The sequence below is a fragment of the Azoarcus sp. KH32C genome, from assembly GCF_000349945.1.
Taxonomy (GTDB): domain Bacteria; phylum Pseudomonadota; class Gammaproteobacteria; order Burkholderiales; family Rhodocyclaceae; genus Aromatoleum.
Map to the genome: position 1 here is coordinate 4416959 of NC_020516.1, position 21704 is coordinate 4438662.

At 61.8% G+C, this 21704-nt stretch carries 23 protein-coding genes and 1 tRNA gene; all 24 read right to left on the minus strand.

What is annotated here, in order from left to right; genetic code table 11:
* Positions 1-77: 77 nt before the first annotated feature.
* The 24 genes from rpsQ to AZKH_RS19895 all read right to left on the minus strand — a co-directional run bounded on the left by rpsQ (position 78) and on the right by AZKH_RS19895 (position 21671).
* Positions 78-347 carry a 30S ribosomal protein S17 gene (rpsQ, locus tag AZKH_RS19780; RefSeq protein ID WP_015437575.1) on the minus strand — a complete coding sequence of 90 codons (270 nt, stop codon included), beginning with the start codon at positions 345-347 and terminating at the stop codon, positions 78-80.
* Positions 344-538, minus strand: coding sequence for a 50S ribosomal protein L29 (gene rpmC / locus AZKH_RS19785; RefSeq protein ID WP_015437576.1), 195 nt, complete (start codon positions 536-538; stop codon positions 344-346). The genes rpsQ and rpmC overlap by 4 nt, the downstream gene beginning before the upstream one ends.
* 2 nt (positions 539-540) lie before the next feature.
* Complete coding sequence (gene rplP / locus AZKH_RS19790) at positions 541-954, minus strand: 50S ribosomal protein L16 (RefSeq protein ID WP_015437577.1); 414 nt, start codon at positions 952-954, stop codon at positions 541-543.
* Positions 923-1756, minus strand: coding sequence for a 30S ribosomal protein S3 (gene rpsC / locus AZKH_RS19795; RefSeq protein WP_015437578.1), 834 nt, complete (start codon positions 1754-1756; stop codon positions 923-925). The genes rplP and rpsC overlap by 32 nt, the downstream gene beginning before the upstream one ends.
* 9 nt (positions 1757-1765) lie before the next feature.
* Complete coding sequence (gene rplV, locus AZKH_RS19800; RefSeq protein WP_015437579.1) at positions 1766-2095, minus strand: 50S ribosomal protein L22; 330 nt, start codon at positions 2093-2095, stop codon at positions 1766-1768.
* Positions 2096-2104: 9 nt separating this feature from the next.
* Positions 2105-2380, minus strand: coding sequence for a 30S ribosomal protein S19 (gene rpsS, locus AZKH_RS19805; protein ID WP_015437580.1), 276 nt, complete (start codon positions 2378-2380; stop codon positions 2105-2107).
* 10 nt (positions 2381-2390) lie between these two features.
* Entirely contained in the window at positions 2391-3218 is an 828-nt protein-coding gene (rplB, locus tag AZKH_RS19810; RefSeq protein WP_015437581.1) for a 50S ribosomal protein L2, read from the minus strand.
* Between the two features lie 6 nt (positions 3219-3224).
* A complete protein-coding gene (rplW, locus tag AZKH_RS19815) occupies positions 3225-3530 on the minus strand; it encodes a 50S ribosomal protein L23 (RefSeq protein ID WP_041656425.1) in 306 nt (101 codons plus the stop codon).
* Positions 3527-4147 carry a 50S ribosomal protein L4 gene (gene rplD, locus AZKH_RS19820; protein ID WP_015437583.1) on the minus strand — a complete coding sequence of 207 codons (621 nt, stop codon included), beginning with the start codon at positions 4145-4147 and terminating at the stop codon, positions 3527-3529. The genes rplW and rplD overlap by 4 nt, the downstream gene beginning before the upstream one ends.
* A gap of 11 nt (positions 4148-4158) precedes the next feature.
* Entirely contained in the window at positions 4159-4803 is a 645-nt protein-coding gene (gene rplC / locus AZKH_RS19825) for a 50S ribosomal protein L3 (RefSeq protein ID WP_015437584.1), read from the minus strand.
* A gap of 114 nt (positions 4804-4917) precedes the next feature.
* Positions 4918-5229, minus strand: a complete 312-nt coding sequence (gene rpsJ / locus AZKH_RS19830; RefSeq protein ID WP_015437585.1) for a 30S ribosomal protein S10 — start codon at positions 5227-5229, stop codon at positions 4918-4920.
* 66 nt (positions 5230-5295) lie between these two features.
* The gene (gene tuf, locus AZKH_RS19835) at positions 5296-6486 is read right to left on the minus strand and encodes an elongation factor Tu (protein ID WP_015437586.1); all 1191 of its coding nucleotides are present in this window, start codon (positions 6484-6486) and stop codon (positions 5296-5298) included.
* A 22-nt stretch (positions 6487-6508) separates the two neighbouring features.
* Entirely contained in the window at positions 6509-8608 is a 2100-nt protein-coding gene (gene fusA, locus AZKH_RS19840; RefSeq protein ID WP_015437587.1) for an elongation factor G, read from the minus strand.
* A 107-nt stretch (positions 8609-8715) separates the two neighbouring features.
* Positions 8716-9186 carry a 30S ribosomal protein S7 gene (gene rpsG / locus AZKH_RS19845; RefSeq protein WP_015437588.1) on the minus strand — a complete coding sequence of 157 codons (471 nt, stop codon included), beginning with the start codon at positions 9184-9186 and terminating at the stop codon, positions 8716-8718.
* A 32-nt stretch (positions 9187-9218) separates the two neighbouring features.
* Positions 9219-9596: a 30S ribosomal protein S12 gene (gene rpsL / locus AZKH_RS19850; RefSeq protein WP_015437589.1), complete on the minus strand. Its 378-nt coding sequence runs from the start codon at positions 9594-9596 to the stop codon at positions 9219-9221.
* Positions 9597-9729: 133 nt separating this feature from the next.
* A complete protein-coding gene (rpoC, locus tag AZKH_RS19855; protein WP_015437590.1) occupies positions 9730-13959 on the minus strand; it encodes a DNA-directed RNA polymerase subunit beta' in 4230 nt (1409 codons plus the stop codon).
* A gap of 43 nt (positions 13960-14002) precedes the next feature.
* The gene (gene rpoB, locus AZKH_RS19860; protein WP_015437591.1) at positions 14003-18136 is read right to left on the minus strand and encodes a DNA-directed RNA polymerase subunit beta; all 4134 of its coding nucleotides are present in this window, start codon (positions 18134-18136) and stop codon (positions 14003-14005) included.
* 177 nt (positions 18137-18313) lie between these two features.
* Positions 18314-18682 (minus strand): 50S ribosomal protein L7/L12, encoded by a 369-nt coding sequence (rplL, locus tag AZKH_RS19865; RefSeq protein ID WP_369795119.1) that lies wholly within the window; start codon positions 18680-18682, stop codon positions 18314-18316.
* Between the two features lie 47 nt (positions 18683-18729).
* Positions 18730-19230, minus strand: coding sequence for a 50S ribosomal protein L10 (gene rplJ, locus AZKH_RS19870; RefSeq protein WP_015437593.1), 501 nt, complete (start codon positions 19228-19230; stop codon positions 18730-18732).
* A gap of 220 nt (positions 19231-19450) precedes the next feature.
* Positions 19451-20149: a 50S ribosomal protein L1 gene (gene rplA / locus AZKH_RS19875; RefSeq protein ID WP_015437594.1), complete on the minus strand. Its 699-nt coding sequence runs from the start codon at positions 20147-20149 to the stop codon at positions 19451-19453.
* 2 nt (positions 20150-20151) lie between these two features.
* Positions 20152-20583 carry a 50S ribosomal protein L11 gene (rplK, locus tag AZKH_RS19880; RefSeq protein ID WP_015437595.1) on the minus strand — a complete coding sequence of 144 codons (432 nt, stop codon included), beginning with the start codon at positions 20581-20583 and terminating at the stop codon, positions 20152-20154.
* A gap of 104 nt (positions 20584-20687) precedes the next feature.
* A complete protein-coding gene (nusG, locus tag AZKH_RS19885) occupies positions 20688-21221 on the minus strand; it encodes a transcription termination/antitermination protein NusG (RefSeq protein ID WP_041656427.1) in 534 nt (177 codons plus the stop codon).
* A gap of 2 nt (positions 21222-21223) precedes the next feature.
* Entirely contained in the window at positions 21224-21571 is a 348-nt protein-coding gene (gene secE, locus AZKH_RS19890; protein ID WP_015437597.1) for a preprotein translocase subunit SecE, read from the minus strand.
* 24 nt (positions 21572-21595) lie between these two features.
* Positions 21596-21671, minus strand: a tRNA-Trp gene (locus AZKH_RS19895).
* Positions 21672-21704: the final 33 nt, after the last annotated feature.

The following is a 21704-nucleotide window of genomic DNA, read 5'->3' on the forward strand; positions in this document are numbered from 1 at the left end:
AGCGAGAAGCAAAGAGTATAAACTATAACAGCTTGGCAGTTACCTGCCAAGCTGTTCTATGCGATTTCCGACTGACCTCAGATTTCGCGAGCCTTCTCGAGCACCTTGGCGACGCGCCAAGACTTGGTCTTCGAGATCGGACGGCATTCCTCGATCTCAACCAAGTCGCCCGCCGCAGCAAGACCGCCCTCGACATGAGCGTGATACTTCGCCGAACGCGTGATCACCTTGCCGTACAGCTCATGCTTGACACGACGCTCGACGAGCACGGTGACCGTGTTCTGCATCTTGTCGCTGACCACACGGCCGACGAACACCCGCCGGACCTTTTGCTTTTCTTCGCTCATTTCTGCACCGCCTTTTCACGCAGAACGGTACGCACGCGCGCGATGTCGCGACGGACCTTTCCGAGTTGGCTCGTGTTGCCGAGCTGCTGCGTCGCCAGTTGCATGCGCAGCGAGAACTGCGCCTTCAGCAGTTCGAGCAACTCTTGATTCAATTCACCGGCGCTCTTCGCGCGGAGTTCACTCGCTTTCATGTTTACCCCAACTGACGGTGAACAAACACGGTCTCGAGCGGCAGCTTCGCAGCAGCCAGTCGGAACGCCTCGCGCGCGAGCGCTTCGTCGACACCATCCATCTCATACAGAACCTTGCCCGGCTGGATTTCGGCGACCCAGTACTCCGGGTTGCCCTTACCGTTACCCATCCGCACTTCGGCAGGCTTCTTGGAAATCGGCTTGTCCGGGAAAATCCGGATCCAGATCCGACCACCGCGCTTGATGTGACGGGTCATCGCACGACGCGCCGACTCGATCTGACGCGCGGTCAGACGACCACGACCAACCGCCTTGAGCCCGAACTCGCCGAAGCTGACCTTCGCACCGCGCGTTGCCACGCCGGTGTTCCGGCCCTTCTGCTCCTTACGATACTTCCTTCTCGACGGCTGCAGCATCGTCTACTCCCGCTTTTCTGGTCCGCTTTCCGCCCTTGTCGGCATCGGCTTGATCGGCACCGGCACGACGCGCCGGACGCTTGGCGCCACGGTTGTCACCGGCATCATTGCGAGGCGCGCGACGGCCGCGGCGAGCCTCGTTTTCATTCTCGACGACGGCCGGACGTTCGTTCCGACCGAGCATGTCGCCCTTGTACACCCACACCTTGATGCCGATCACGCCATAGGTCGTGCTGGCTTCGGAGACACCGTAGTCGATATCTGCGCGCAGAGTGTGCAGCGGCACGCGACCTTCGCGATACCACTCAGTACGGGCGATTTCGGCGCCGTTCAGACGACCCGAGCTCATGATCTTGATACCCTGAGCGCCCAGACGCATCGCGTTCTGCATCGCGCGCTTCATCGCACGACGGAACATGATCCGCTTTTCGAGCTGCTGGGCGATCGAGTCGGCGATCAGCTTGGCATCGAGCTCAGGTTTGCGCACTTCTTCGATATTGACGTGCACCGGCACGCCCATGATCTTCTGAAGCTCGCGCTTGAGCAGTTCGATGTCCTCACCCTTCTTACCAATCACCACACCGGGACGGGCACTGAAAAGGGTGATGCGGGCGTTCTTTGCAGGACGCTCGATAACGACACGACCCACTGAGGCGTGCGATAGCTTCTTCTTCAAGAAGTCGCGAACCTTGATGTCCTCATGCAGCATCTTGGAGTAATCCTGGCTCGAGGCGAACCAGCGCGAACTCCAGTCACGGGTGACCGCCAGACGGAATCCGGTCGGATGAATTTTCTGACCCATATTTACCCCTTATTCCCCGACAGTCACGTAGACGTGGCAGGTCGGCTTCAGGATGCGGTTACCGCGACCCTTCGCGCGCGCCGTGAAGCGCTTGAGCGACGTGCCTTCCTCGACATAGATCGTCTTAACCTTCAGCGTGTCGATGTCGGCACCGTCGTTGTGCTCGGCATTAGCAATCGCCGACTCCACAACCTTACGGATGATCTGAGCACCCTTCTTCGGGCTGAAGGCGAGAATATTGAGCGCCTGATCAACCGGCTTGCCCCGCACGAGGTCCGCCACAAGCCGACCCTTCTGGGCCGACAGGCGAACGCCCCGCAGAATTGCTTTGGTTTCCATGTTCGCTCCTTACCTCTTCGCCTTCTTGCTCGCGGCGTGACCCTTGAAAGTACGGGTCAGCGCGAATTCGCCAAGCTTGTGACCGACCATGTTCTCCGAAACGAACACAGGGACATGCTGCCGACCATTGTGCACGGCGATCGTCAGACCGACGAAATCCGGCAGCACGGTCGAACGACGCGACCAGGTCTTGATCGGGCGCTTGTCGTTGCTCACGCGAGCGGCATCAACCTTCTTGAGCAGGTGCGCGTCGACAAACGGGCCTTTTTTAATAGAACGTGCCATCTGTTACCCCTTAACGCTTGTGACGACGCTGCACGATCATGTTATCGGTGCGCTTGTTGCTGCGCGTACGATAACCCTTGGTCGGCTGACCCCACGGGCTGCGCGGCACGCCACCTTCACCGGTACGGCCTTCGCCGCCGCCGTGCGGGTGGTCAACCGGGTTCATCGCAACACCGCGAACGGTCGGGCGGATACCGCGCCAACGATTCGCACCGGCCTTGCCAATCTTCCGCAGGCCATGCTCTTCGTTACCAACGACGCCGATTGCCGCACGGCATTCGACGTGCACGCGGCGCACTTCACCCGAACGCAGACGAACCTGCGCGTAAGCGCCTTCACGCGCGAGAAGCTGAGCCGAAGTGCCGGCAGCACGAGCAAGCTGCGCCCCCTTACCGGGCATCATCTCGATGCAGTGAATCGTCGAACCGACCGGGATATTGCGAATCGGCAGAACGTTACCCGGCTTGATCGGAGCTTCTGCGCCGCTCATCACGGCCGCGCCGACTTCCAGACCCTTCGGGGCGATAATGTAGGCACGCTCGCCGTCCGCATAGCAGATCAGGGCGATATTGGCCGAACGGTTCGGATCATATTCGATGCGCTCGACACGAGCAGCGATGCCATCCTTGTTACGACGGAAGTCGACCAGGCGGTAATGCTGCTTGTGACCGCCGCCCTGATGGCGAACGGTGATGTGACCGTTGTTGTTACGGCCGGCATTTTTCGACTGCTTTTCGACCAGCGAGGCGAGCGGTCGACCCTTGTACAGGTCGGCATTCACCACCTTGACCATCGCACGACGGCCGGCAGACGTAGGCTTGAGTTTTACCAGTGCCATGACTAATTACTCCCCGGCCGCGAAGTTGATTTCCTGGCCCGGCTTCAGGCACACGAAGGCCTTCTTCCAGTCCTTGCGGCGGCCGGTCATCTTGCCGAAACGCTTGACCTTGCCCTTGACGTTCGCGATCTGGACCGACTTGACCTCGACCTTGAACAGCAGCTCGACCGCCGCCTTCACTTCAGGCTTGGTCGCCGTCGAGGCAACCTTGAACACGACCTGCTCGTTCTTGTCGGCGATGTACGTCGCCTTTTCGGAGATCTGGGGCGCGAGCAGCACCTGCATCAGACGCTCTTGGCTGAATCCGCTCATTGCCAGGCCTCCTCCATCTTCGCCAGCGCGCCTTTCGTCACGATGACCTTGTCGTAATGCACGAGCGACACCGGATCCGCCTCGCTGACCTCGAGCACCAGCACGCGATGCAGGTTACGCGACGACAGGAACAGGTTTTCGTCGAAGTTGTCGGTGATCACCAGCACCGACTCCAGACCCATGCCCTTGAGCTTCTGCGTCAGGAGCTTGGTCTTCGGAGCCTCGAGGCTGAAATCCTCGACCACGGCCAGACGATCTTCCCGCGCGAGCTGCGACAGAATGGCAGCGACGCCGGCGCGATACATCTTCCGGTTAACCTTGTGGGTGAAGTTCTCTTCCGGCGACGACGGGAAGATCTTGCCGCCTCCGCGCCACAGCGGGCTGGATGCCATACCGGCACGAGCACGGCCCGTACCCTTCTGACGCCACGGCTTGCGGGTCGACTTGGCGATTTCCGAGCGCCCCTTCTGCGCACGGTTACCCGAGCGCGCGTTGGCCATGTAGGCCACGACGACCTGGTGGACCAGCGCTTCGTTATATTCGCGCCCGAACAGCGCGTCAGAGGCCTGCAGCGTCGCAGCTGCTACGCCCTGATCGTTCAATACTTTCAGTTCCATCACGTCCTCGCTCAGCCACGCGCCTTGACCGCAGGACGGACGATCACGTCGCCACCCTTCGAACCAGGCACAGCCCCTTTCACCAGGAGCAACTGACGCTCGACATCAACGCGAACGACCTCGAGATTCTGGGTCGTGCGCGCCACGTTGCCGTACTGGCCAGCCATCCGCTTACCGGGAAACACGCGACCCGGGTCCTGCGCCATACCGATCGAGCCCGGCGAGTTGTGCGACACGGAGTTACCGTGCGACGCGCGGTTCGACGAGAAGTTATGACGCTTGATAGCACCGGTAAAACCGCGACCGATCGTGACGCCACTGACGTCAACGGCCTGGCCAACAGCAAAGATATCCACACTGATCACATCACCGGTCTTCAGACCGGAGAGCTGCTCGGGCGTGACGGTAAATTCGCGCAATACATGACCGGCTTCGACACCGGCCTTGGCGAGGTGACCGGCGGCCGCTTTGTTAACGCGGCTCGCACGACGCTTGCCGAAAGCCACCTGAACCGCGGCATAGCCGTCGCTTTCAAGCGTCTTGACTTGGGTCACACGATTGTTGGACACGTCAAGCACCGTCACCGGGACGCTTCTGCCGTCCTCGGCGAAGATGCGAGTCATGCCAACCTTGCGCCCTACAAGGCCTAGACTCATTTTCTTCTCCTGATCCCCGGTTACGATTGACCGGGCCCTAACACACAATTACGCCAAAAGGCGCAAAGGCCGGATTATACCGGCCTTTTTCACGATACCGCAAGCAGCGCGGACTTACTGCAGTTTGATCTCGACGTCGACACCAGCCGGCAGGTCGAGCTTCATCAATGCGTCGACGGTCTTGTCGGTCGGATCGATGATGTCCATCAGACGCTGATGGGTACGAATCTCGAACTGGTCGCGAGAAGTCTTGTTCACGTGCGGCGAACGCAGCACGTCAAAACGCTCGATACGTGTCGGCAGCGGCACCGGGCCGCGCACGACAGCACCCGTACGCTTGGCCGTGTCCACGATTTCGAGCGCAGACTGGTCGATCAGACGGTAGTCGAAGGCCTTCAGACGGATGCGAATCTTCTGGTTTTGCATTTCTTGGTTCCTCAAAGAGCAAAAACCCCCGGGGCAGCAACCCCGGGGGACGCATAGCTCGAGTGATTACTCGATGATCTTGGCAACGACACCGGCGCCGACGGTACGACCGCCTTCACGGATCGCGAAACGCAGGCCTTCTTCCATGGCGATCGGCGCGAGCAGCTTGACGGTGATCGACACGTTGTCGCCCGGCATGACCATCTCGGTGCCTTCCGGCAGCGAGATCGAACCGGTCACGTCGGTCGTCCGGAAGTAGAACTGCGGACGGTAGTTGTTGAAGAACGGGGTGTGACGGCCGCCCTCTTCCTTCGACAGGACGTACACTTCGCCCGTGAAGTGGGTGTGCGGGGTGATCGAACCCGGCTTCGCGAGCACTTGGCCGCGCTCGACGTCTTCACGCTTGGTGCCGCGCAGCAGCACGCCGACGTTGTCGCCCGCCTGACCCTGGTCGAGCAGCTTGCGGAACATTTCAACGCCCGTGCAGATGGTCTTGACGGTCGCCTTGATGCCGACGATTTCGATTTCGTCGCCAACCTTGACGATGCCACGCTCGACACGGCCGGTCACGACGGTGCCACGACCCGAGATCGAGAACACGTCTTCGATCGGCAGCAGGAAGGGCTTGTCGATCGCGCGTTCCGGCGTCGGGATGTAGCTATCCAGCGCTTCGGCGAGCTGCAGGATCGCGCCTTCGCCGAGGTCGCTCTTGTCGCCTTCGAGCGCCTTCAGTGCCGAACCCTTGATGATGGGGATGTCGTCGCCCGGGAAGTCGTACTTCGACAGCAGCTCGCGCACTTCCATCTCGACGAGCTCGAGCAGCTCGGCGTCGTCGACCATGTCGCACTTGTTCATGAACACGATGATGTACGGCACACCGACCTGACGGGCGAGCAGGATGTGCTCGCGGGTCTGCGGCATCGGGCCGTCGGCAGCCGACACGACCAGGATCGCGCCGTCCATCTGGGCGGCACCGGTGATCATGTTCTTGACGTAGTCGGCGTGACCCGGGCAATCAACGTGCGCGTAGTGACGGTTGGCCGTCTCGTACTCGACGTGCGCGGTGTTGATGGTGATGCCGCGTGCCTTTTCTTCCGGCGCCGCGTCGATCTGGTCGTAGGCCTTCGCCTCGCCGCCGAACTTCGTCGACAGGATCGTCGTGATCGCTGCCGTCAGCGTCGTCTTGCCATGGTCAACGTGACCGATCGTCCCGACGTTTACGTGCGGTTTCGTCCGCTCAAACTTACCCTTAGCCATTGTCGAATCCTCGCTTCGTTCCTTACTTGCTACGATTGTTGATCACTGCTTCGGCAACGCTCTTCGGCGCTTCGGAGTAGTGCTTGAATTCCATCGAGTACGTGGCGCGCCCTTGCGTCAGCGAACGCAGTTGCGTCGCGTAGCCGAACATTTCAGCCAGCGGCACCTCGGCCTTCACTTCCTTCATGCCGCCCGGTAGGTCATCCATACCCTGGACGATGCCGCGACGACCCGACAAGTCACCCATGACGTTACCCATGTAATCTTCGGGCGTCTCGACAACCACGGCCATCATCGGCTCAAGCAGAACCGGGCTGGCCTTGCGCATCGCGTCCTTGAAGGCCATCGAGGCGGCCATCTTGAAGGCGTTCTCGTTCGAATCGACGTCGTGATAGGAGCCGTCGAACAGGGTGACCTTGACGTCGACCACCGGGAAGCCAGCCAGCACGCCGTTCGGCAGGGTTTCCTGCAGACCCTTGTCGACCGCCGGAATGTATTCGCGCGGAACAGTGCCGCCCTTGATCGCATCGACGAACTCGTAGCCCTTGCCGGTTTCGTTCGGCTCGAGCTTGATCCAGACGTGACCGTACTGACCGCGACCGCCGGACTGCTTGACGAACTTGCCTTCCTGTTCGACAGCCTTGCGGACCGCTTCGCGGTAAGCAACCTGCGGGGCGCCGACGTTCGCTTCAACGTTGAACTCGCGACGCATGCGGTCGACGATGATCTCAAGGTGCAGTTCGCCCATACCCGAGATGATGGTCTGACCGGACTCTTCGTCGGTACGCACGCGGAAGGACGGATCTTCGGCGGCCAGACGGCTCAGCGCGATACCCATCTTTTCCTGGTCACCCTTGGTCTTCGGCTCGACGGCGACGTGAATAACCGGATCCGGGAAGATCATGCGCTCAAGGATGATCGGAGCCGACGGGTCGCACAGCGTTTCGCCGGTGGTAACTTCCTTCAGACCGACGCAAGCCGCGATGTCACCCGCAAGAACTTCCTTGATCTCGTGACGCTCGTTGGCGTGCATCTGCAGAATGCGGCCGATACGTTCCTTCTTGTTCTTGACCGAGTTCAGCACCGTTTCGCCGGAGTTCAGCACACCGGAGTACACGCGCACGAAGGTCAACTGACCAACGAAGGGGTCGGACATCAGCTTGAATGCAAGCGCCGAGAACTTCTCGGCGTCGTCCGCCTTACGCGTCACGGGCTGCTCGTTGTCATCCAGACCGGAAACCGGCGGAATATCGACCGGCGACGGCAGCAGTTCGATGACGGCGTCGAGCATGCGCTGCACGCCCTTGTTCTTGAACGCAGTACCGCACAGCATCGGCTGGATTTCGCAAGCGATGGTGCGCTGACGCAGACCGGCATTGATCTTGTCTTCAGACAGGTCGCCGTTCTCGAGGTACTCGTTCATCAGCTCTTCGCTGGCTTCGGCGGCAGCCTCGACCATCTTTTCGCGCCACTCCGCGGCGTCGGCCTGGAGCTCGGCCGGAATGTCACGGTATTCGAACTTCATGCCTTGCGAGGCCTCGTCCCAGTAGATCGCCTTCATGCGAACCAGGTCGACGACGCCGGCGAAGGTATCCTCAGCGCCGATCGGAATCACGATCGGTACCGGGTTCGCCTTCAGGCGGCTACGCATCTGCTCGTAGACTTTGAAGAAGTTGGCACCCGAGCGGTCCATCTTGTTCACGAACGCAAGACGCGGCACCTTGTACTTGGTCGCCTGACGCCACACGGTTTCGGACTGCGGCTGAACGCCGCCCACCGCGCAATACACCATGCAGGCGCCATCGAGGACGCGCATCGAGCGCTCGACTTCGATCGTGAAGTCGACGTGCCCCGGGGTGTCGATGATGTTGAAGCGGTGTTCCGGATAGGACAGGTCCATGCCTTTCCAGAAGCAGGTGGTGGCAGCGGACGTGATGGTGATGCCACGCTCCTGCTCCTGCTCCATCCAGTCCATGGTCGCAGCGCCATCGTGAACCTCACCGATCTTATGGTTCACACCGGTGTAATAAAGAATGCGCTCGGTCGTCGTTGTCTTGCCGGCGTCGATGTGAGCGGAAATACCGATATTGCGGTAGCGCTCAATGGGAGTCTTGCGAGCCACGGTTTATCCTGCCTTCCAGAATTCGCGCGATCGCGCGAAAGTCCAAGTGTCTTGTTACAAAACAATCGAGCCCTTGCCAGGGCCCGATTTACCGCCGCTTGAAAAGATCAGAAGCGGTAGTGCGAGAACGCCTTGTTGGCTTCCGCCATACGGTGCACTTCCTCGCGCTTCTTCATCGCGGAGCCACGGCCTTCAGCCGCTTCGAGGAGCTCACCCGCCAGACGCTGGGCCATCGACTTCTCGGCGCGCTTACGAGCCGCCTCACGCAGCCAACGCATCGACAGCGCCATACGACGCGACGGACGCACTTCGACCGGAACTTGGTAGTTGGCACCGCCGACACGACGGCTCTTCACTTCGACCACCGGCTTCACGTTGGCAACCGCCGACGCAAAAACTTCCAGCGGATCCTTGCCCGCCTTACCGGAAATGTGCGCGAACGCACCATAGACAATGCGCTCGGCAACCGACTTCTTGCCGGACTGCATGATCACATTGATGAACTTCGAGACGTCCTGGGATGCAAACTTCGGATCCGGCAGGATTTCACGCTTGGGAACTTCGCGACGACGTGGCATGACAACCTCTAGCTATTTCTGAGTGCCGACAATTAGGCTTTCTTCGGGCGCTTGGCGCCGTACTTGGAGCGGGACTGCTTACGATCCTTGACGCCCTGCAGGTCCAGCGAACCGCGCACGATGTGGTAACGCACACCCGGCAAGTCCTTCACACGACCACCGCGAATCAGGACCACCGAGTGCTCCTGGAGGTTGTGGCCTTCACCGCCGATATAGGAGATGACCTCGAACCCATTGGTCAGGCGAACCTTGGCCACTTTACGCAGCGCGGAGTTCGGCTTCTTCGGAGTCGTGGTGTAAACACGGGTGCACACGCCACGCTTCTGCGGGCAGGCTTCAAGCGCTGGCACCTTGCTCTTGGTGACTTCAAGTTGCCGCGGCTTGCGGACGAGCTGATTAATTGTTGGCATAGCTTGAGAATTTTCCAATATACCGAGGCAGCCCACACTGGGCCGCCTCGGGCGGTTGATTCCGGCTGCGACCGACTACGATTGGTCAGTCCACAAAAAGAGGCCGGATGTTATCCCGACAAGCCGGTAAAAGTCAACCGGCCTGCACATCTTGCGACACGCCGTCGGGCACTTCCGACGGTTGTTCCATCTCCGCGGGCCACGCGTGCTCGGTGGCGAGATCCTCGCCTGTCGACTGCGCGCGCCGGTTGCGGTGATACGCCATGCCGGTACCGGCCGGAATCAGACGGCCAACGATGACGTTTTCCTTCAGGCCACGCAGTTCGTCGCGCTTGCCCATGATCGCGGCTTCGGTCAGCACACGCGTAGTTTCCTGGAAGGAAGCCGCGGAGATGAACGAGTCGGTCGACAGCGATGCCTTGGTGATACCGAGCAGTACGTTCTGGTACTGCGCCGGCAGCTTGCCTTCGGCTTCGACGCGATCGTTTTCGTCCAGCACTTCGGAACGTTCGACCTGTTCCTCGCGGATGAAGCGGGTATCGCCCGAATCCATGATGACCACGCGACGCAGCATCTGGCGAACGATCACCTCGATGTGCTTGTCGTTGATCTTCACGCCCTGCAGACGATAGACGTCCTGCACTTCGTCGATGATGTAGCGCGCCAGCGCCTCGACGCCCTGCAGGTGCAGGATGTCGTGCGGGTCGGCCGGACCGTCGACGATCAGTTCGCCCTTGTTGACCACCTGACCATCGTGGACCATGACGTGCTTGTCCTTCGGGATCAGGAACTCGTGGGCCACGCCGTCGGCCTCGGTAATCACCAGGCGCTGCTTGCCCTTGGTGTCCTTGCCGAACGACACGGTACCGGTGAACTCGGCGAGCACGCCGGCATCCTTCGGCGGACGCGCTTCAAAGAGTTCCGCAACGCGCGGCAAACCGCCGGTAATGTCGCGGGTCTTTGCCGATTCCTGCGGGATCCGCGCAAGAATGTCGCCCACGCCGATGACCTGGCCATCCTTCACCGTGATCAGCGAACCGACCTGGAAGGTGATCGCCACCGAGTGGTCGGTGCCGGCGATCTTGACCTCTTCGCCGGTCTCGTCGAGGAGCTTCACCTGTGGGCGCACGCCCTTGGTCGAGGCGCCCGAGCTGCGGCGCTTGCCGTCGATGACAACCAGCGTCGACAGACCGGTCACTTCGTCGATCTGCTTCGCGACGGTGACGCCTTCCTCGACGTTTTCGAACTTCACGGTGCCGGCATATTCCGTCACGATCGGACGGGTATGCGGATCCCAGGTTGCAAGCATGACACCGGCCTTGATCGCAGCGCCGTCATCGACTAACAACATCGCACCGTACGGGAGCTTATGACGCTCACGTTCGCGGCCCATGTCGTCGGCAACGACGATTTCGGCCGAACGCGCGATGATGACCTTCTCGCCCTTCGCGTTCGAGACGTAACGCATGTTGCCGGCAAAGCGGATGGTACCTGCGGACTTCGATTCGACGCCGCTCGCAGCGGCAGCTCGCGACGCCGCGCCACCGACGTGGAAGGTACGCATCGTCAGCTGCGTGCCCGGTTCGCCGATCGACTGCGCGGCGATGACACCGACCGCTTCGCCGACGTTCACCAGCGAGCCGCGGCCAAGGTCGCGGCCGTAACACTTGCTGCACAGGCCGTAGCGCGTTTCGCAGGTCAGCGCGGTGCGGACCTTCACTTCATCGACGCCAAGGCTTTCGATCAGGTCGACAGCGTCTTCATCGAGCAGCGAGCCGGCTTCGATGGCCGTTTCCTGCGTATCGGGATTGACCACGTCCTCGGCGCAGACGCGGCCGAGAATCCGCTCGCGCAGCGGCTCGATGACTTCACCGCCCTCGATCAAGGCCTTCATCACGAAGCCTTCACGGGTGCCGCAATCGTCTTCAGTAACCACCAGATCCTGGGTCACGTCGACCAGACGACGGGTCAGGTAACCGGAGTTCGCGGTCTTCAGCGCGGTGTCGGCCAGACCCTTACGGGCGCCGTGGGTCGAGATGAAGTACTGCAGAACGTTCAGGCCTTCACGGAAGTTCGTCGTGATCGGCGTCTCGATAATCGAGCCGTCCGGCTTCGCCATCAGGCCGCGCATACCGGCGAGCTGACGGATCTGGGCTGCGGAACCCCGTGCGCCCGAGTCGGCCATCATGTAGATGGAGTTGAAGGACTCCTGCTTGACGGTCTGGCCGGCGCGGTTGACGACGTCCTCCTGGCCGAGCTGGTCCATCATCGCCTTCGCGACCTGGTCACCGGCACGGCCCCAGATATCGACGACCTTGTTGTAGCGCTCGCCGTCGGTCACGAGACCGGACGTGTACTGGCGCGCGATTTCCTTCACTTCCTGCTCGGCGGCGTGGATGAGCGTGTCCTTCAGACGCGGGACGAGCATGTCCTTGACGGCAATCGAGATACCTGCGCGGGTCGCCAGACCGAAGCCGAACTGCATCAGCTTGTCGGCGAAAACGACGGTTTCCTTGAGGCCGCAACGACGGAAGGAGGCGTTGATTAGGCGCGAGATTTCCTTCTTCTTCAGCGGCTTGTCGATCACGCTGAAGGGCAGGCCCGGCGGAAGAATCTCGGACAGCATCGCGCGGCCAGCGGTCGTCGTGTAGCGGCTGATCTTGTCGCGACGCTCGCCCTCGGGGGTCACCTCGACTTCCTTCAGTCGCACCGAGACGCGGGCGTGCAGCGACACCTGCTTCGATTCGTAGGCGCGCTTGAGCTCGCCGACATCGGAGAAGGCCATGCCCTCGCCCGCGACGTTCACACCTTCACGGGTCGCGTAATACAGGCCGAGCACGATGTCCTGCGACGGGACGATGATCGGTTCGCCGTTGGCGGGCGATAGGACGTTGTTGGACGCGAGCATCAGCGTGCGCGCTTCCATCTGCGCTTCGAGCGACAGCGGGACGTGGACGGCCATCTGGTCGCCGTCGAAGTCGGCGTTGAACGCGACGCAGACCAGCGGATGCAGTTGGATCGCCTTGCCTTCGATCAGCACCGGCTCGAAAGCCTGGATACCGAGGCGGTGCAGCGTCGGTGCGCGGTTGAGTAGCACCGGATGTTCGCGGATGACTTCTTCCAGGATGTCCCACACCACCGGTTCCTGGCTTTCGACCATCTTCTTCGCCTGCTTGATGGTCGTCGCAAGCCCCATCAGCTCGAGCTTGTTGAAGATGAAGGGCTTGAAGAGCTCGAGCGCCATCAGCTTCGGCAGGCCGCACTGGTGGAGCTTCAGCTGCGGGCCGACCACGATGACCGAACGGCCCGAGTAGTCGACACGCTTACCCAGCAAGTTCTGACGGAAGCGGCCGCCCTTGCCCTTGATCATGTCGGCGAGCGACTTCAGCGGACGCTTGTTGGCGCCAGTCATCGCCTTGCCGCGGCGACCGTTATCGAGCAGCGAGTCGACGGCTTCCTGCAGCATCCGCTTTTCGTTGCGGACGATGATTTCCGGAGCCTTCAGCTCCAGCAGGCGCTTCAGACGGTTGTTCCGGTTGATGACGCGGCGGTACAGGTCGTTCAGGTCGGAGGTCGCGAAGCGGCCGCCATCCAGCGGCACCAGCGGACGCAGGTCCGGCGGCAGCACGGGCAGCACTTCGAGGATCATCCACTCGGGCTTGATGCCCGACTGCTGGAAGGCCTCGAGCACCTTCAGGCGCTTCGAGAACTTCTTGATCTTGGCTTCGGAGCCGGTGGTCTCGAGTTCCCCACGCAGCTTCTCGATCTCCATCACGACGTCGAGCGAACGCAACAGACCGCGGATGCCTTCGGCGCCCATCAGGGCTTCGAATTCATCCCCGTATTCCTCGACCTTTGCGAGGTAGTCATCTTCGGTCAGCAGCTGAGCGCGGTTGAGCGGGGTCATGCCCGGCTCGACGACGACGAATGCTTCGAAGTACAGCACGCGTTCGATGTCGCGCAGGGTCATGTCGAGCACCATGCCGAGACGGCTCGGCAGGCTCTTCAGGAACCAGATGTGGGCGACCGGGCTCGCCAGTTCGATGTGCGCCATGCGCTCACGGCGCACCTTCGACAGGGTCACTTCGACGCCGCACTTCTCGCAGATCACGCCGCGGTGCTTCAGGCGCTTGTACTTGCCGCACAGGCACTCGTAGTCCTTGACCGGCCCGAAGATCTTGGCGCAGAACAGACCGTCGCGCTCGGGCTTGAAGGTGCGGTAGTTGATCGTTTCGGGCTTCTTGACTTCGCCATACGACCACGAACGGATCTTGTCCGGCGAGGCAAGACCGATAGTGATCGCGTCGAACTGGTCTTCGTTCGGCAGGGTTTGCTTGAACAGGTCAGCGAGCAGGCTTTTCATGTATCACTCCATCCGGGTATGCGTTATGGGCATGCACCCGGGTTCAGTAGCTGTCCAGATCGATGTCGATCGCGAGCGAGCGGATTTCCTTCACCAACACGTTGAAGGACTCGGGCATGCCCGCGTCGATCTTGTGCTCGCCCTTGACGATGTTTTCATAGACCTTGGTACGACCGGTGACGTCATCGGACTTGACGGTCAGCATTTCCTGCAGCGTGTAGGCGGCGCCGTAGGCTTCGAGCGCCCACACTTCCATTTCACCGAAACGCTGGCCGCCGAACTGCGCCTTACCGCCCAGCGGCTGCTGGGTGACGAGCGAGTATGGGCCGGTCGAACGGGCGTGCATCTTGTCATCGACCAAGTGGTGCAGCTTCAGCACGTGCTTGTAGCCGACGGTGACCTTGCGGTCGAACGCTTCGCCGGTACGGCCGTCGAACAGCGTGACCTGGCCGCCGGACTCGATGCCGGCCAGTTCGAACATCGCCTCGATTTCGTCTTCGGTCGCACCGTCGAACACCGGGGTCGCGAAGGGCACGCCCTTGCTCAGGTTCGATGCGAGCTCGACGACTTCCTTGTCCTTCAGCCCGGCGATGTCTTCCGGATGGCCCTTGGTGTTGTAGATGTCTTCGAGCAGGCCACGGATCTCGGCGGCCGCAGCATTCGCACGCACCATCGCGCCGATCTTGTTGCCGAGCGCCTTCGCGGCCCAGCCCAGGTGGGTCTCGAGAATCTGGCCGATGTTCATCCGGGACGGAACGCCCAGCGGGTTCAGCACGATGTCGACCGGGGTGCCGTTTTCCATGTAGGGCATGTCCTCGACCGGGACGATACGCGACACGACACCCTTGTTACCGTGACGGCCCGCCATCTTGTCGCCAGGCTGCAGGCGACGCTTGACCGCCAGGTACACCTTGACCATCTTCTGCACGCCCGGGGGCAATTCGTCGCCCTGCGTAAGCTTTTTCTTCTTGATCTCGAACGCCTGTTCGAAGTCCTTGCGCGTCTTTTCCAGACCTTCACGGATCGCTTCGAGCTGGATCGCGAGTTCCTCGTCCGCCATGCGGATGTCGAACCAGTGGTACGGCTCGAGCGTATCAAGATACTCGTCCGAGATCTCGGTGCCCTTGTTGAGCTTCTTCGGCCCGCCGTTGGCCTTCTGGCCGTTGATCATGCGGCGGATACGGGCGAACGCGTCGCGTTCGACGATACGCATCTGGTCGGCGAGGTCGGTCTTGAAGCTGCGCAGCATGTCGTCGATGATCGACTGGGCACGCTTGTCGCGCTCGATACCTTCGCGGGTGAAGACCTGCACGTCGATCACGGTGCCGTTCATGCCCGAGGGCACGCGCAGCGAGGTGTCCTTCACGTCGGACGCCTTCTCGCCGAAGATCGCGCGCAGCAGCTTCTCCTCCGGCGTGAGCTGGGTTTCGCCCTTCGGCGTGACCTTGCCGACCAGCACGTCGCCGGCTTCGACTTCGGCGCCGATGTACACAATGCCCGATTCGTCGAGGCGCGACAGCTGCGCTTCGCCGAGCGACGCGATGTCGCGGGTGATTTCTTCAGGTCCGAGCTTGGTGTCGCGGGCGACGACCGTCAGTTCCTCGATGTGGATCGAGGTGAAGCGGTCTTCGGCGACGACGCGTTCGGAGATGAGGATCGAGTCCTCGAAGTTGTAGCCGTTCCACGGCATGAACGCGACCAGCATGTTCTGCCCGAGCGCGAGCTCGCCCAGGTCGGTCGAGGCGCCGTCGGCGATGACGTCGCCCTTGCCGATCAGGTCGCCGACCTTGACGATCGGACGCTGGTTGATGTTCGTGTTCTGGTTGGAACGCGTGTACTTGATCATGTTGTAGATGTCGACGCCGACTTCGCCCGCGAGGGTTTCGTCGTCGTTGACACGCACCACAATGCGCTGCGCATCGACATAGTCGACCACGCCGCCACGCATCGCCTGCACCGCGGTGCCGGAGTCGACCGCGACGGTGCGCTCGATGCCGGTACCCACCAGCGGCTTCTCCGGGCGCAGGCAAGGCACGGCCTGACGTTGCATGTTGGCGCCCATCAGCGCCCGGTTCGCGTCGTCATGCTCGAGGAACGGGATCAGCGAGGCTGCCACCGACACGATCTGACCCGGCGCGACGTCCATGTACTGGACCTGGTCGGCCGTACACATCGCGAATTCGCCCTTGTGGCGGCAGGACACGAGGTCCCCGACCAGCGAGCCGTCGCTACCGATTTCGGCGTTCGCCTGCGCGATGACGTACTGGCCTTCCTCGATCGCCGACAGGAAGTCGATCTGGTCGGTGACCTTGCCGTCCGCGACCTTGCGGTACGGCGTCTCAAGGAAGCCGTGACGGTTCGTCTGCGCGTAGACCGCGAGCGAGTTGATCAGACCGATGTTCGGACCTTCCGGGGTCTCGATCGGGCACACGCGGCCATAGTGCGTCGGGTGCACGTCGCGGACTTCGAAGCCCGCGCGTTCGCGCGTCAGACCGCCCGGGCCAAGGGCCGAGACGCGGCGCTTGTGGGTGATCTCGGACAGCGGATTGGTCTGGTCCATGAACTGCGACAGCTGGCTCGACCCGAAGAATTCCTTGATTGCGGCGCTGATCGGCTTTGCGTTGATCAGGTCGTGCGGCATCAGGTTTTCGGACTCGGCCTGCGACAGACGCTCCTTGACGGCGCGCTCGACGCGCACGAGGCCCGCGCGGAACTGGTTCTCGGCGAGTTCGCCGACCGAACGCACGCGACGGTTGCCGAGGTGATCGATGTCGTCGATCTCGCCACGGCCGTTACGCAGTTCGACCAGCACGCTCATGACCGCGAGGATGTCCTCATTCGACAGCGTCGCCGGACCGTCTTCGCCACGCGCGCCGACGGCGGCGTAGAAACGCTTCAGCCAATCCGGCGCCTTGTCGTCGATCTTTTCGGGATAAGCGCGGCGATTGAACTTCATGCGACCGACCGACGACAGGTCGTAGCGCTCTTCAGCGTAGAAGAGGCCCTGGAACAGCGCTTCGACGGCTTCCTCGGTGGGCGGCTCACCCGGACGCATCATGCGGTAGATCGCAACACGCGCCGCCCACTGGTCGGCAGTATCGTCGATGCGCAGCGTCTGCGAGATGTACGGACCACGATCGAGATCGTTCACGTACAGCGTCGGCAGGTCCTTGACCCCGGCGTCGCGCAGCTTGCCGAGCACGTCTTCGGTGATCTCGTCGTTCGCGCGGGCGATCAGTTCGCCGGTTTCGGGATCGACGACGTTACGGGCCACGACGCGGCCCAGCAGGAAATCGTCGGGGACGACCATCGAGCGGATGCCGGCTTGATCGAGCTCACGGATGTGCTTGACGGTGATGCGCTTGTCGCGCGCCACGATGACCTTGCCGGAGCTGTCGGTGATGTCGAACTTGGCGACGTCCCCGCGCAGGCGATCGGGCACTAGGTCGAAGGTGACCTGATTGCCGGAGAAGTGGAAGGTGTCGACATCGTGGAAGGTTTCGAGGATCTGCTCGGGCGACATACCGATCGCGCGCAACAGGATCGTCGCAGGCATCTTGCGGCGACGGTCGACGCGGAAGAACAGGCAGTCCTTCGGATCGAACTCGAAGTCGAGCCACGAGCCGCGGTAGGGGATGATCCGTGCCGAGAACAGCAGCTTGCCGGACGAGTGGGTCTTGCCACGGTCGTGCTCGAAGAACACGCCGGGCGAACGGTGCAACTGCGAGACGATGACACGCTCGGTCCCGTTGATGACGAACGAGCCGGTGGTCGTCATGAGCGGAATTTCGCCCATGTAAACTTCCTGCTCCTTGACCTCCTTGACGGTTTCCTTCGGCGCGTCGCGATCCAGGATCACGAGGCGCACGCGAGCCCGCAGCGGCGAGGCAAAGGTCAGGCCGCGTTGCTGGCATTCCTTAACGTCGAAGGCCGGCTCGCCGAGCATGTACTGGACGAACTCCAGCCGCGCGTTACCACTGTGGCTGACGATCGGGAAGATCGACGTGAAGGCGGCCTGCAACCCCTGGTTCATCCTCGACAGCGGCGGGGTTTCAGCCTGCAGGAAGGATGCAAAGGATTCGATCTGCGTGGCGAGCAGGAAAGGGACGTTCAGCACTGCCGCGCGCTTGGCGAAGCTCTTGCGGATACGTTTCTTTTCGGTGTAGGAATACGCCATGGAAGCTCCGGGTAGAGGTCGGACGTCAAAGAGACAGAACACAGCGCCCCGTCACTGACGGGCCAGGCGAAGAATACTTAGACGCTTTCTTCGGCACTGGGTTCTGGCTTCTTGGCGTTACAAAGCAAGAAAGGGCCGGCGCTCCGAAGAGCGCCAGCCCCGAGATACAGCGGGGTATTACTTGATCTCGACCTTCGCGCCAGCGTCTTCGAGCTGCTTCTTGATCGCGTCGGCGTCGGCCTTCGGAGCGCCTTCCTTGACGGTCTTCGGCGCGCCGTCGACCAGATCCTTCGCTTCCTTCAGGCCCAGGCCGGTGACGGCACGGACGACCTTGATCACTTCGACCTTCTTCTCGCCGGCGGCCAGCAGGACGACGTCGAATTCGGTCTTCTCTTCAACGACAGCAGCGGCAGCGCCGGCGCCCGGGGCGGCGACAGCCATCGCAGCGGCGGAAACACCGAACTTCTCTTCGAACGCCTTGACCAGGTCGTTCAGTTCCATCACGGTCATCGAGCCAACGGCTTCGAGGATGTCTTCTTTGGTGATAGCCATGTCAAATAACTCCTAATTCAAGAAAACTTTTGCGGTAGAGATCAGGCAGCAGCCTCTTCCTCGCGCTTCTTGGCGAGGGCGGCCAGCGTGCATGCGAAGCCGGACACCGGCGCCTGCATGACACCCAGCAGCTTGGCGAGCAGCTCTTCGCGGCTCGGAATCGACGCGAGCGCTTGCACGGATGCCTTGTCGAGCGTTTTGCCCGCGTAGGAACCGGCCCTCAGCACCAGCTTGTCGTTGCCCTTGGCGAAGTCGTTGAGCACCTTGGCGGCGGCAACGGGATCTTCAGAGATACCGTAGATCAGCGGTCCGGTCAGCTGCGCGCCGAGATCGGCGAACGGCGTACCTTCGATCGCACGACGCACCAGGGTGTTCTTCAGCACACGCAGGTAAACGCCAGATTCGCGGGCCTTGGCACGCAGCACGGTGAGATCGCCCACCGCAATGCCGCGATACTCGGCCACCGCGATGGTCTGAGCGTTGGCCACCTGTGCCGACACCTCTGCCACTACGGCTTTCTTGTCATCGAGATTGAGACCCACGGGTCTTTCCTCCTTTCAAGTCCACACGCGAACCGCAACGGGCGGTTCGCACCCACGGCGACCTGGATCAGGAGCGCGGCCGACGAATCGGCCAAATCCTGTTCTGGGCACACCGTCTGCGCAGGCCATCTGAATGCTTAAGCGGCCGCCGGAGCGGCCACACCTGCGGTCTTTGACGATCCGCCCCCGAAGGGACGGCCCAAAGTTCTGTTTCAGCCTATCAGGCGGCGTTGATGCTCGACGGCTCGATACGAACGCCCGCACCCATGGTGCTGGAGACCGCGACGCGGCGCAGATACACGCCCTTCGACGCGGCGGGCTTCGCCTTAACGAGCGCCTCGATCAGGGCACCGACGTTTTGCTGCAGCGATTCGACGCTGAACGACGCACGGCCGACGGTGGCGTGCACGATGCCGCCCTTGTCGGTACGGTACTGGACCTGACCGGCCTTGGCGTTCTTGACCGCAGTGGTGACGTCCATCGTGACGGTACCGACCTTCGGGTTCGGCATCAGGCCGCGCGGGCCGAGGATCTGGCCCAGCTGACCGACGACGCGCATGGCGTCCGGGGTCGCGATACACAGGTCGAAATCGATGTTGCCGGCCTTAACCTGCTCGGCGAGGTCGTCGAAACCAACGACATCGGCGCCTGCGGCGCGAGCGGCTTCAGCCTTGTCACCCTGGGCGAACACGGCAACGCGGACGGTCTTGCCGGTACCGGCAGGCAGAACGACCGAGCCACGAACCAGCTGGTCGGATTTGCGCGCATCGATGCCGAGATTGATGGCGATGTCGACAGACTCGTCGAACTTGGCGGTCGCGCATTCCTTCACCAGCGCGAGCGCTTCGGAGACGGCGTAAACGCGGTTGCGGTCAACCTTGGCGCGGACGGCCTGAACGCGCTTCGAAAGCTTTGCCATGATTAGAGGCCCTCCACGGTAATGCCCATGCTGCGAGCCGAACCGGCGATGGTGCGGACAGCAGCTTCCATGTTGGCAGCGGTGAGGTCAGGCATCTTGGCCTTGGCGATTTCCTCGACCTGCGCACGGGTGATCGAACCGACCTTGTCCGTGTGCGGTTTGGCCGAACCGGACTTGATGCCGGCCGCCTTCTTGATGAGGACGGTCGCGGGCGGCGTCTTCATGATGAAGGTGAAGCTCTTGTCGGCGAAGGCCGTGATCACCACCGGAATCGGCAGACCGGGCTCCAGGCCCTGGGTCTTGGCGTTGAACGCCTTGCAGAATTCCATGATGTTCAGGCCGCGCTGACCGAGCGCCGGACCGATCGGGGGACTGGGGTTGGCCTTACCAGCTGGCACTTGCAGCTTGATATAGCCGATGATCTTCTTTGCCATCGCGGCTAGCTCCTAATATGAGTACAAGCGCGCCGGCCGTGGCCAACGCTCCTCGCCTTTCCCGCCCGGAGGCGGGCATTTACGGGCCTTGCGGCCCACCTGCATCAGGTCTTTTCGACCTGACTGAAATCCAGCTCGACCGGCGTGGCGCGACCGAAAATGGTCACCATCACGCGCAGCTTGCTCTTGTCGTAATTGACGTCTTCCACGGAGCCGTGGAAATCGGTGAACGGACCTTCCTTGACGCGCACGACTTCGCCCATTTCCCACAGCACCTTCGGGCGCGGCTTGTCCACGCCTTCCTGCATCTGCTGCATGATCTTCTCGACTTCCTTTTCGGAAATCGGAGTGGGCTTGTTCGCGGAACCACCAACGAAGCCGGTGACCTTGGGCGTCGACTTGACCAGGTGCCAGCTCTCGTCGTTCATCTCCATCTCGACGAGCACGTAGCCAGGAAAGAATTTCCGCTCGGTAATGCTTTTCTGGCCGCTCTTCATCTCGATGACTTCTTCGACGGGCACGAGGATCTGCCCGAAGGCATCTTCCATCCCGGCGCGAGCGATGCGCTCCTTGAGGGCGCGTTGAACGGACTTCTCGAAGCCCGAATAGGCATGCACCACGTACCAGCGCTTCGTCATGATCACTTCCACCCCAGAATCAGGTCATACAGGACCCACTCGAGGCTCTTGTCGGTCAGCCACAAAAACACCGCCATCACCACAGCGAAGGCGAACACAATGCCGGTCGTCTGCACGGTTTCCTTGCGCGAAGGCCACACGACCTTCTTTGCCTCGGTCACCGACTCGCGCGCGAATTCGGCGAAGCGACGCCCAGGCTCGGACTGCCAGGCGACCGCTGCACCCGCGGCGACGCCGACGAGCACGGACAGCACGCGCAGCACAAGCACCTGCTCCGAGAGCAGGTAAAAGCCGACCACGCCGGCCGCAACCAGCGCGAGGGCCAGCGCAAACTTCAACTTATCGGCCATCGAGATTGAACACCCGGAAAGGAGTGGCAGGGGCAGAGGGAATCGAACCCCCAACCTTCGGTTTTGGAGACCGACGCTCTGCCAATTGAGCTATACCCCTGCAGCAGAGACTACGAGGCGCCCCGGTTGAGAC

Excerpts from the sequence above, each read along its gene's own strand:
- rplK (WP_015437595.1), bottom strand. The coding sequence starts at position 20,583 with ATGGCAAAGAAGATCATCGGCTATATCAAGCTGCAAGTGCCAGCTGGT.
- secE (WP_015437597.1), bottom strand. The coding sequence starts at position 21,571 with ATGGCCGATAAGTTGAAGTTTGCGCTGGCCCTCGCGCTGGTTGCGGCC.
- rpsQ (WP_015437575.1), bottom strand. The coding sequence starts at position 347 with ATGAGCGAAGAAAAGCAAAAGGTCCGGCGGGTGTTCGTCGGCCGTGTG.
- rpsJ (WP_015437585.1), bottom strand. The coding sequence starts at position 5,229 with ATGCAAAACCAGAAGATTCGCATCCGTCTGAAGGCCTTCGACTACCGT.
- nusG (WP_041656427.1), bottom strand. The coding sequence starts at position 21,221 with ATGACGAAGCGCTGGTACGTGGTGCATGCCTATTCGGGCTTCGAGAAG.
- rplV (WP_015437579.1), bottom strand. The coding sequence starts at position 2,095 with ATGGAAACCAAAGCAATTCTGCGGGGCGTTCGCCTGTCGGCCCAGAAG.
- rplD (WP_015437583.1), bottom strand. The coding sequence starts at position 4,147 with ATGGAACTGAAAGTATTGAACGATCAGGGCGTAGCAGCTGCGACGCTG.
- rplP (WP_015437577.1), bottom strand. The coding sequence starts at position 954 with ATGCTGCAGCCGTCGAGAAGGAAGTATCGTAAGGAGCAGAAGGGCCGG.
- rpoC (WP_015437590.1), bottom strand. The coding sequence starts at position 13,959 with ATGAAAAGCCTGCTCGCTGACCTGTTCAAGCAAACCCTGCCGAACGAA.
- rplW (WP_041656425.1), bottom strand. The coding sequence starts at position 3,530 with ATGAGCGGATTCAGCCAAGAGCGTCTGATGCAGGTGCTGCTCGCGCCC.
- tuf (WP_015437586.1), bottom strand. The coding sequence starts at position 6,486 with ATGGCTAAGGGTAAGTTTGAGCGGACGAAACCGCACGTAAACGTCGGG.
- rpmC (WP_015437576.1), bottom strand. The coding sequence starts at position 538 with ATGAAAGCGAGTGAACTCCGCGCGAAGAGCGCCGGTGAATTGAATCAA.
- rpsL (WP_015437589.1), bottom strand. The coding sequence starts at position 9,596 with ATGCCAACAATTAATCAGCTCGTCCGCAAGCCGCGGCAACTTGAAGTC.
- rpoB (WP_015437591.1), bottom strand. The coding sequence starts at position 18,136 with ATGGCGTATTCCTACACCGAAAAGAAACGTATCCGCAAGAGCTTCGCC.
- rplA (WP_015437594.1), bottom strand. The coding sequence starts at position 20,149 with ATGGCAAAGCTTTCGAAGCGCGTTCAGGCCGTCCGCGCCAAGGTTGAC.
- rpsS (WP_015437580.1), bottom strand. The coding sequence starts at position 2,380 with ATGGCACGTTCTATTAAAAAAGGCCCGTTTGTCGACGCGCACCTGCTC.
- rpsC (WP_015437578.1), bottom strand. The coding sequence starts at position 1,756 with ATGGGTCAGAAAATTCATCCGACCGGATTCCGTCTGGCGGTCACCCGT.
- rplC (WP_015437584.1), bottom strand. The coding sequence starts at position 4,803 with ATGAGTCTAGGCCTTGTAGGGCGCAAGGTTGGCATGACTCGCATCTTC.
- rplB (WP_015437581.1), bottom strand. The coding sequence starts at position 3,218 with ATGGCACTGGTAAAACTCAAGCCTACGTCTGCCGGCCGTCGTGCGATG.
- rpsG (WP_015437588.1), bottom strand. The coding sequence starts at position 9,186 with ATGCCACGTCGTCGCGAAGTTCCCAAGCGTGAAATCCTGCCGGATCCG.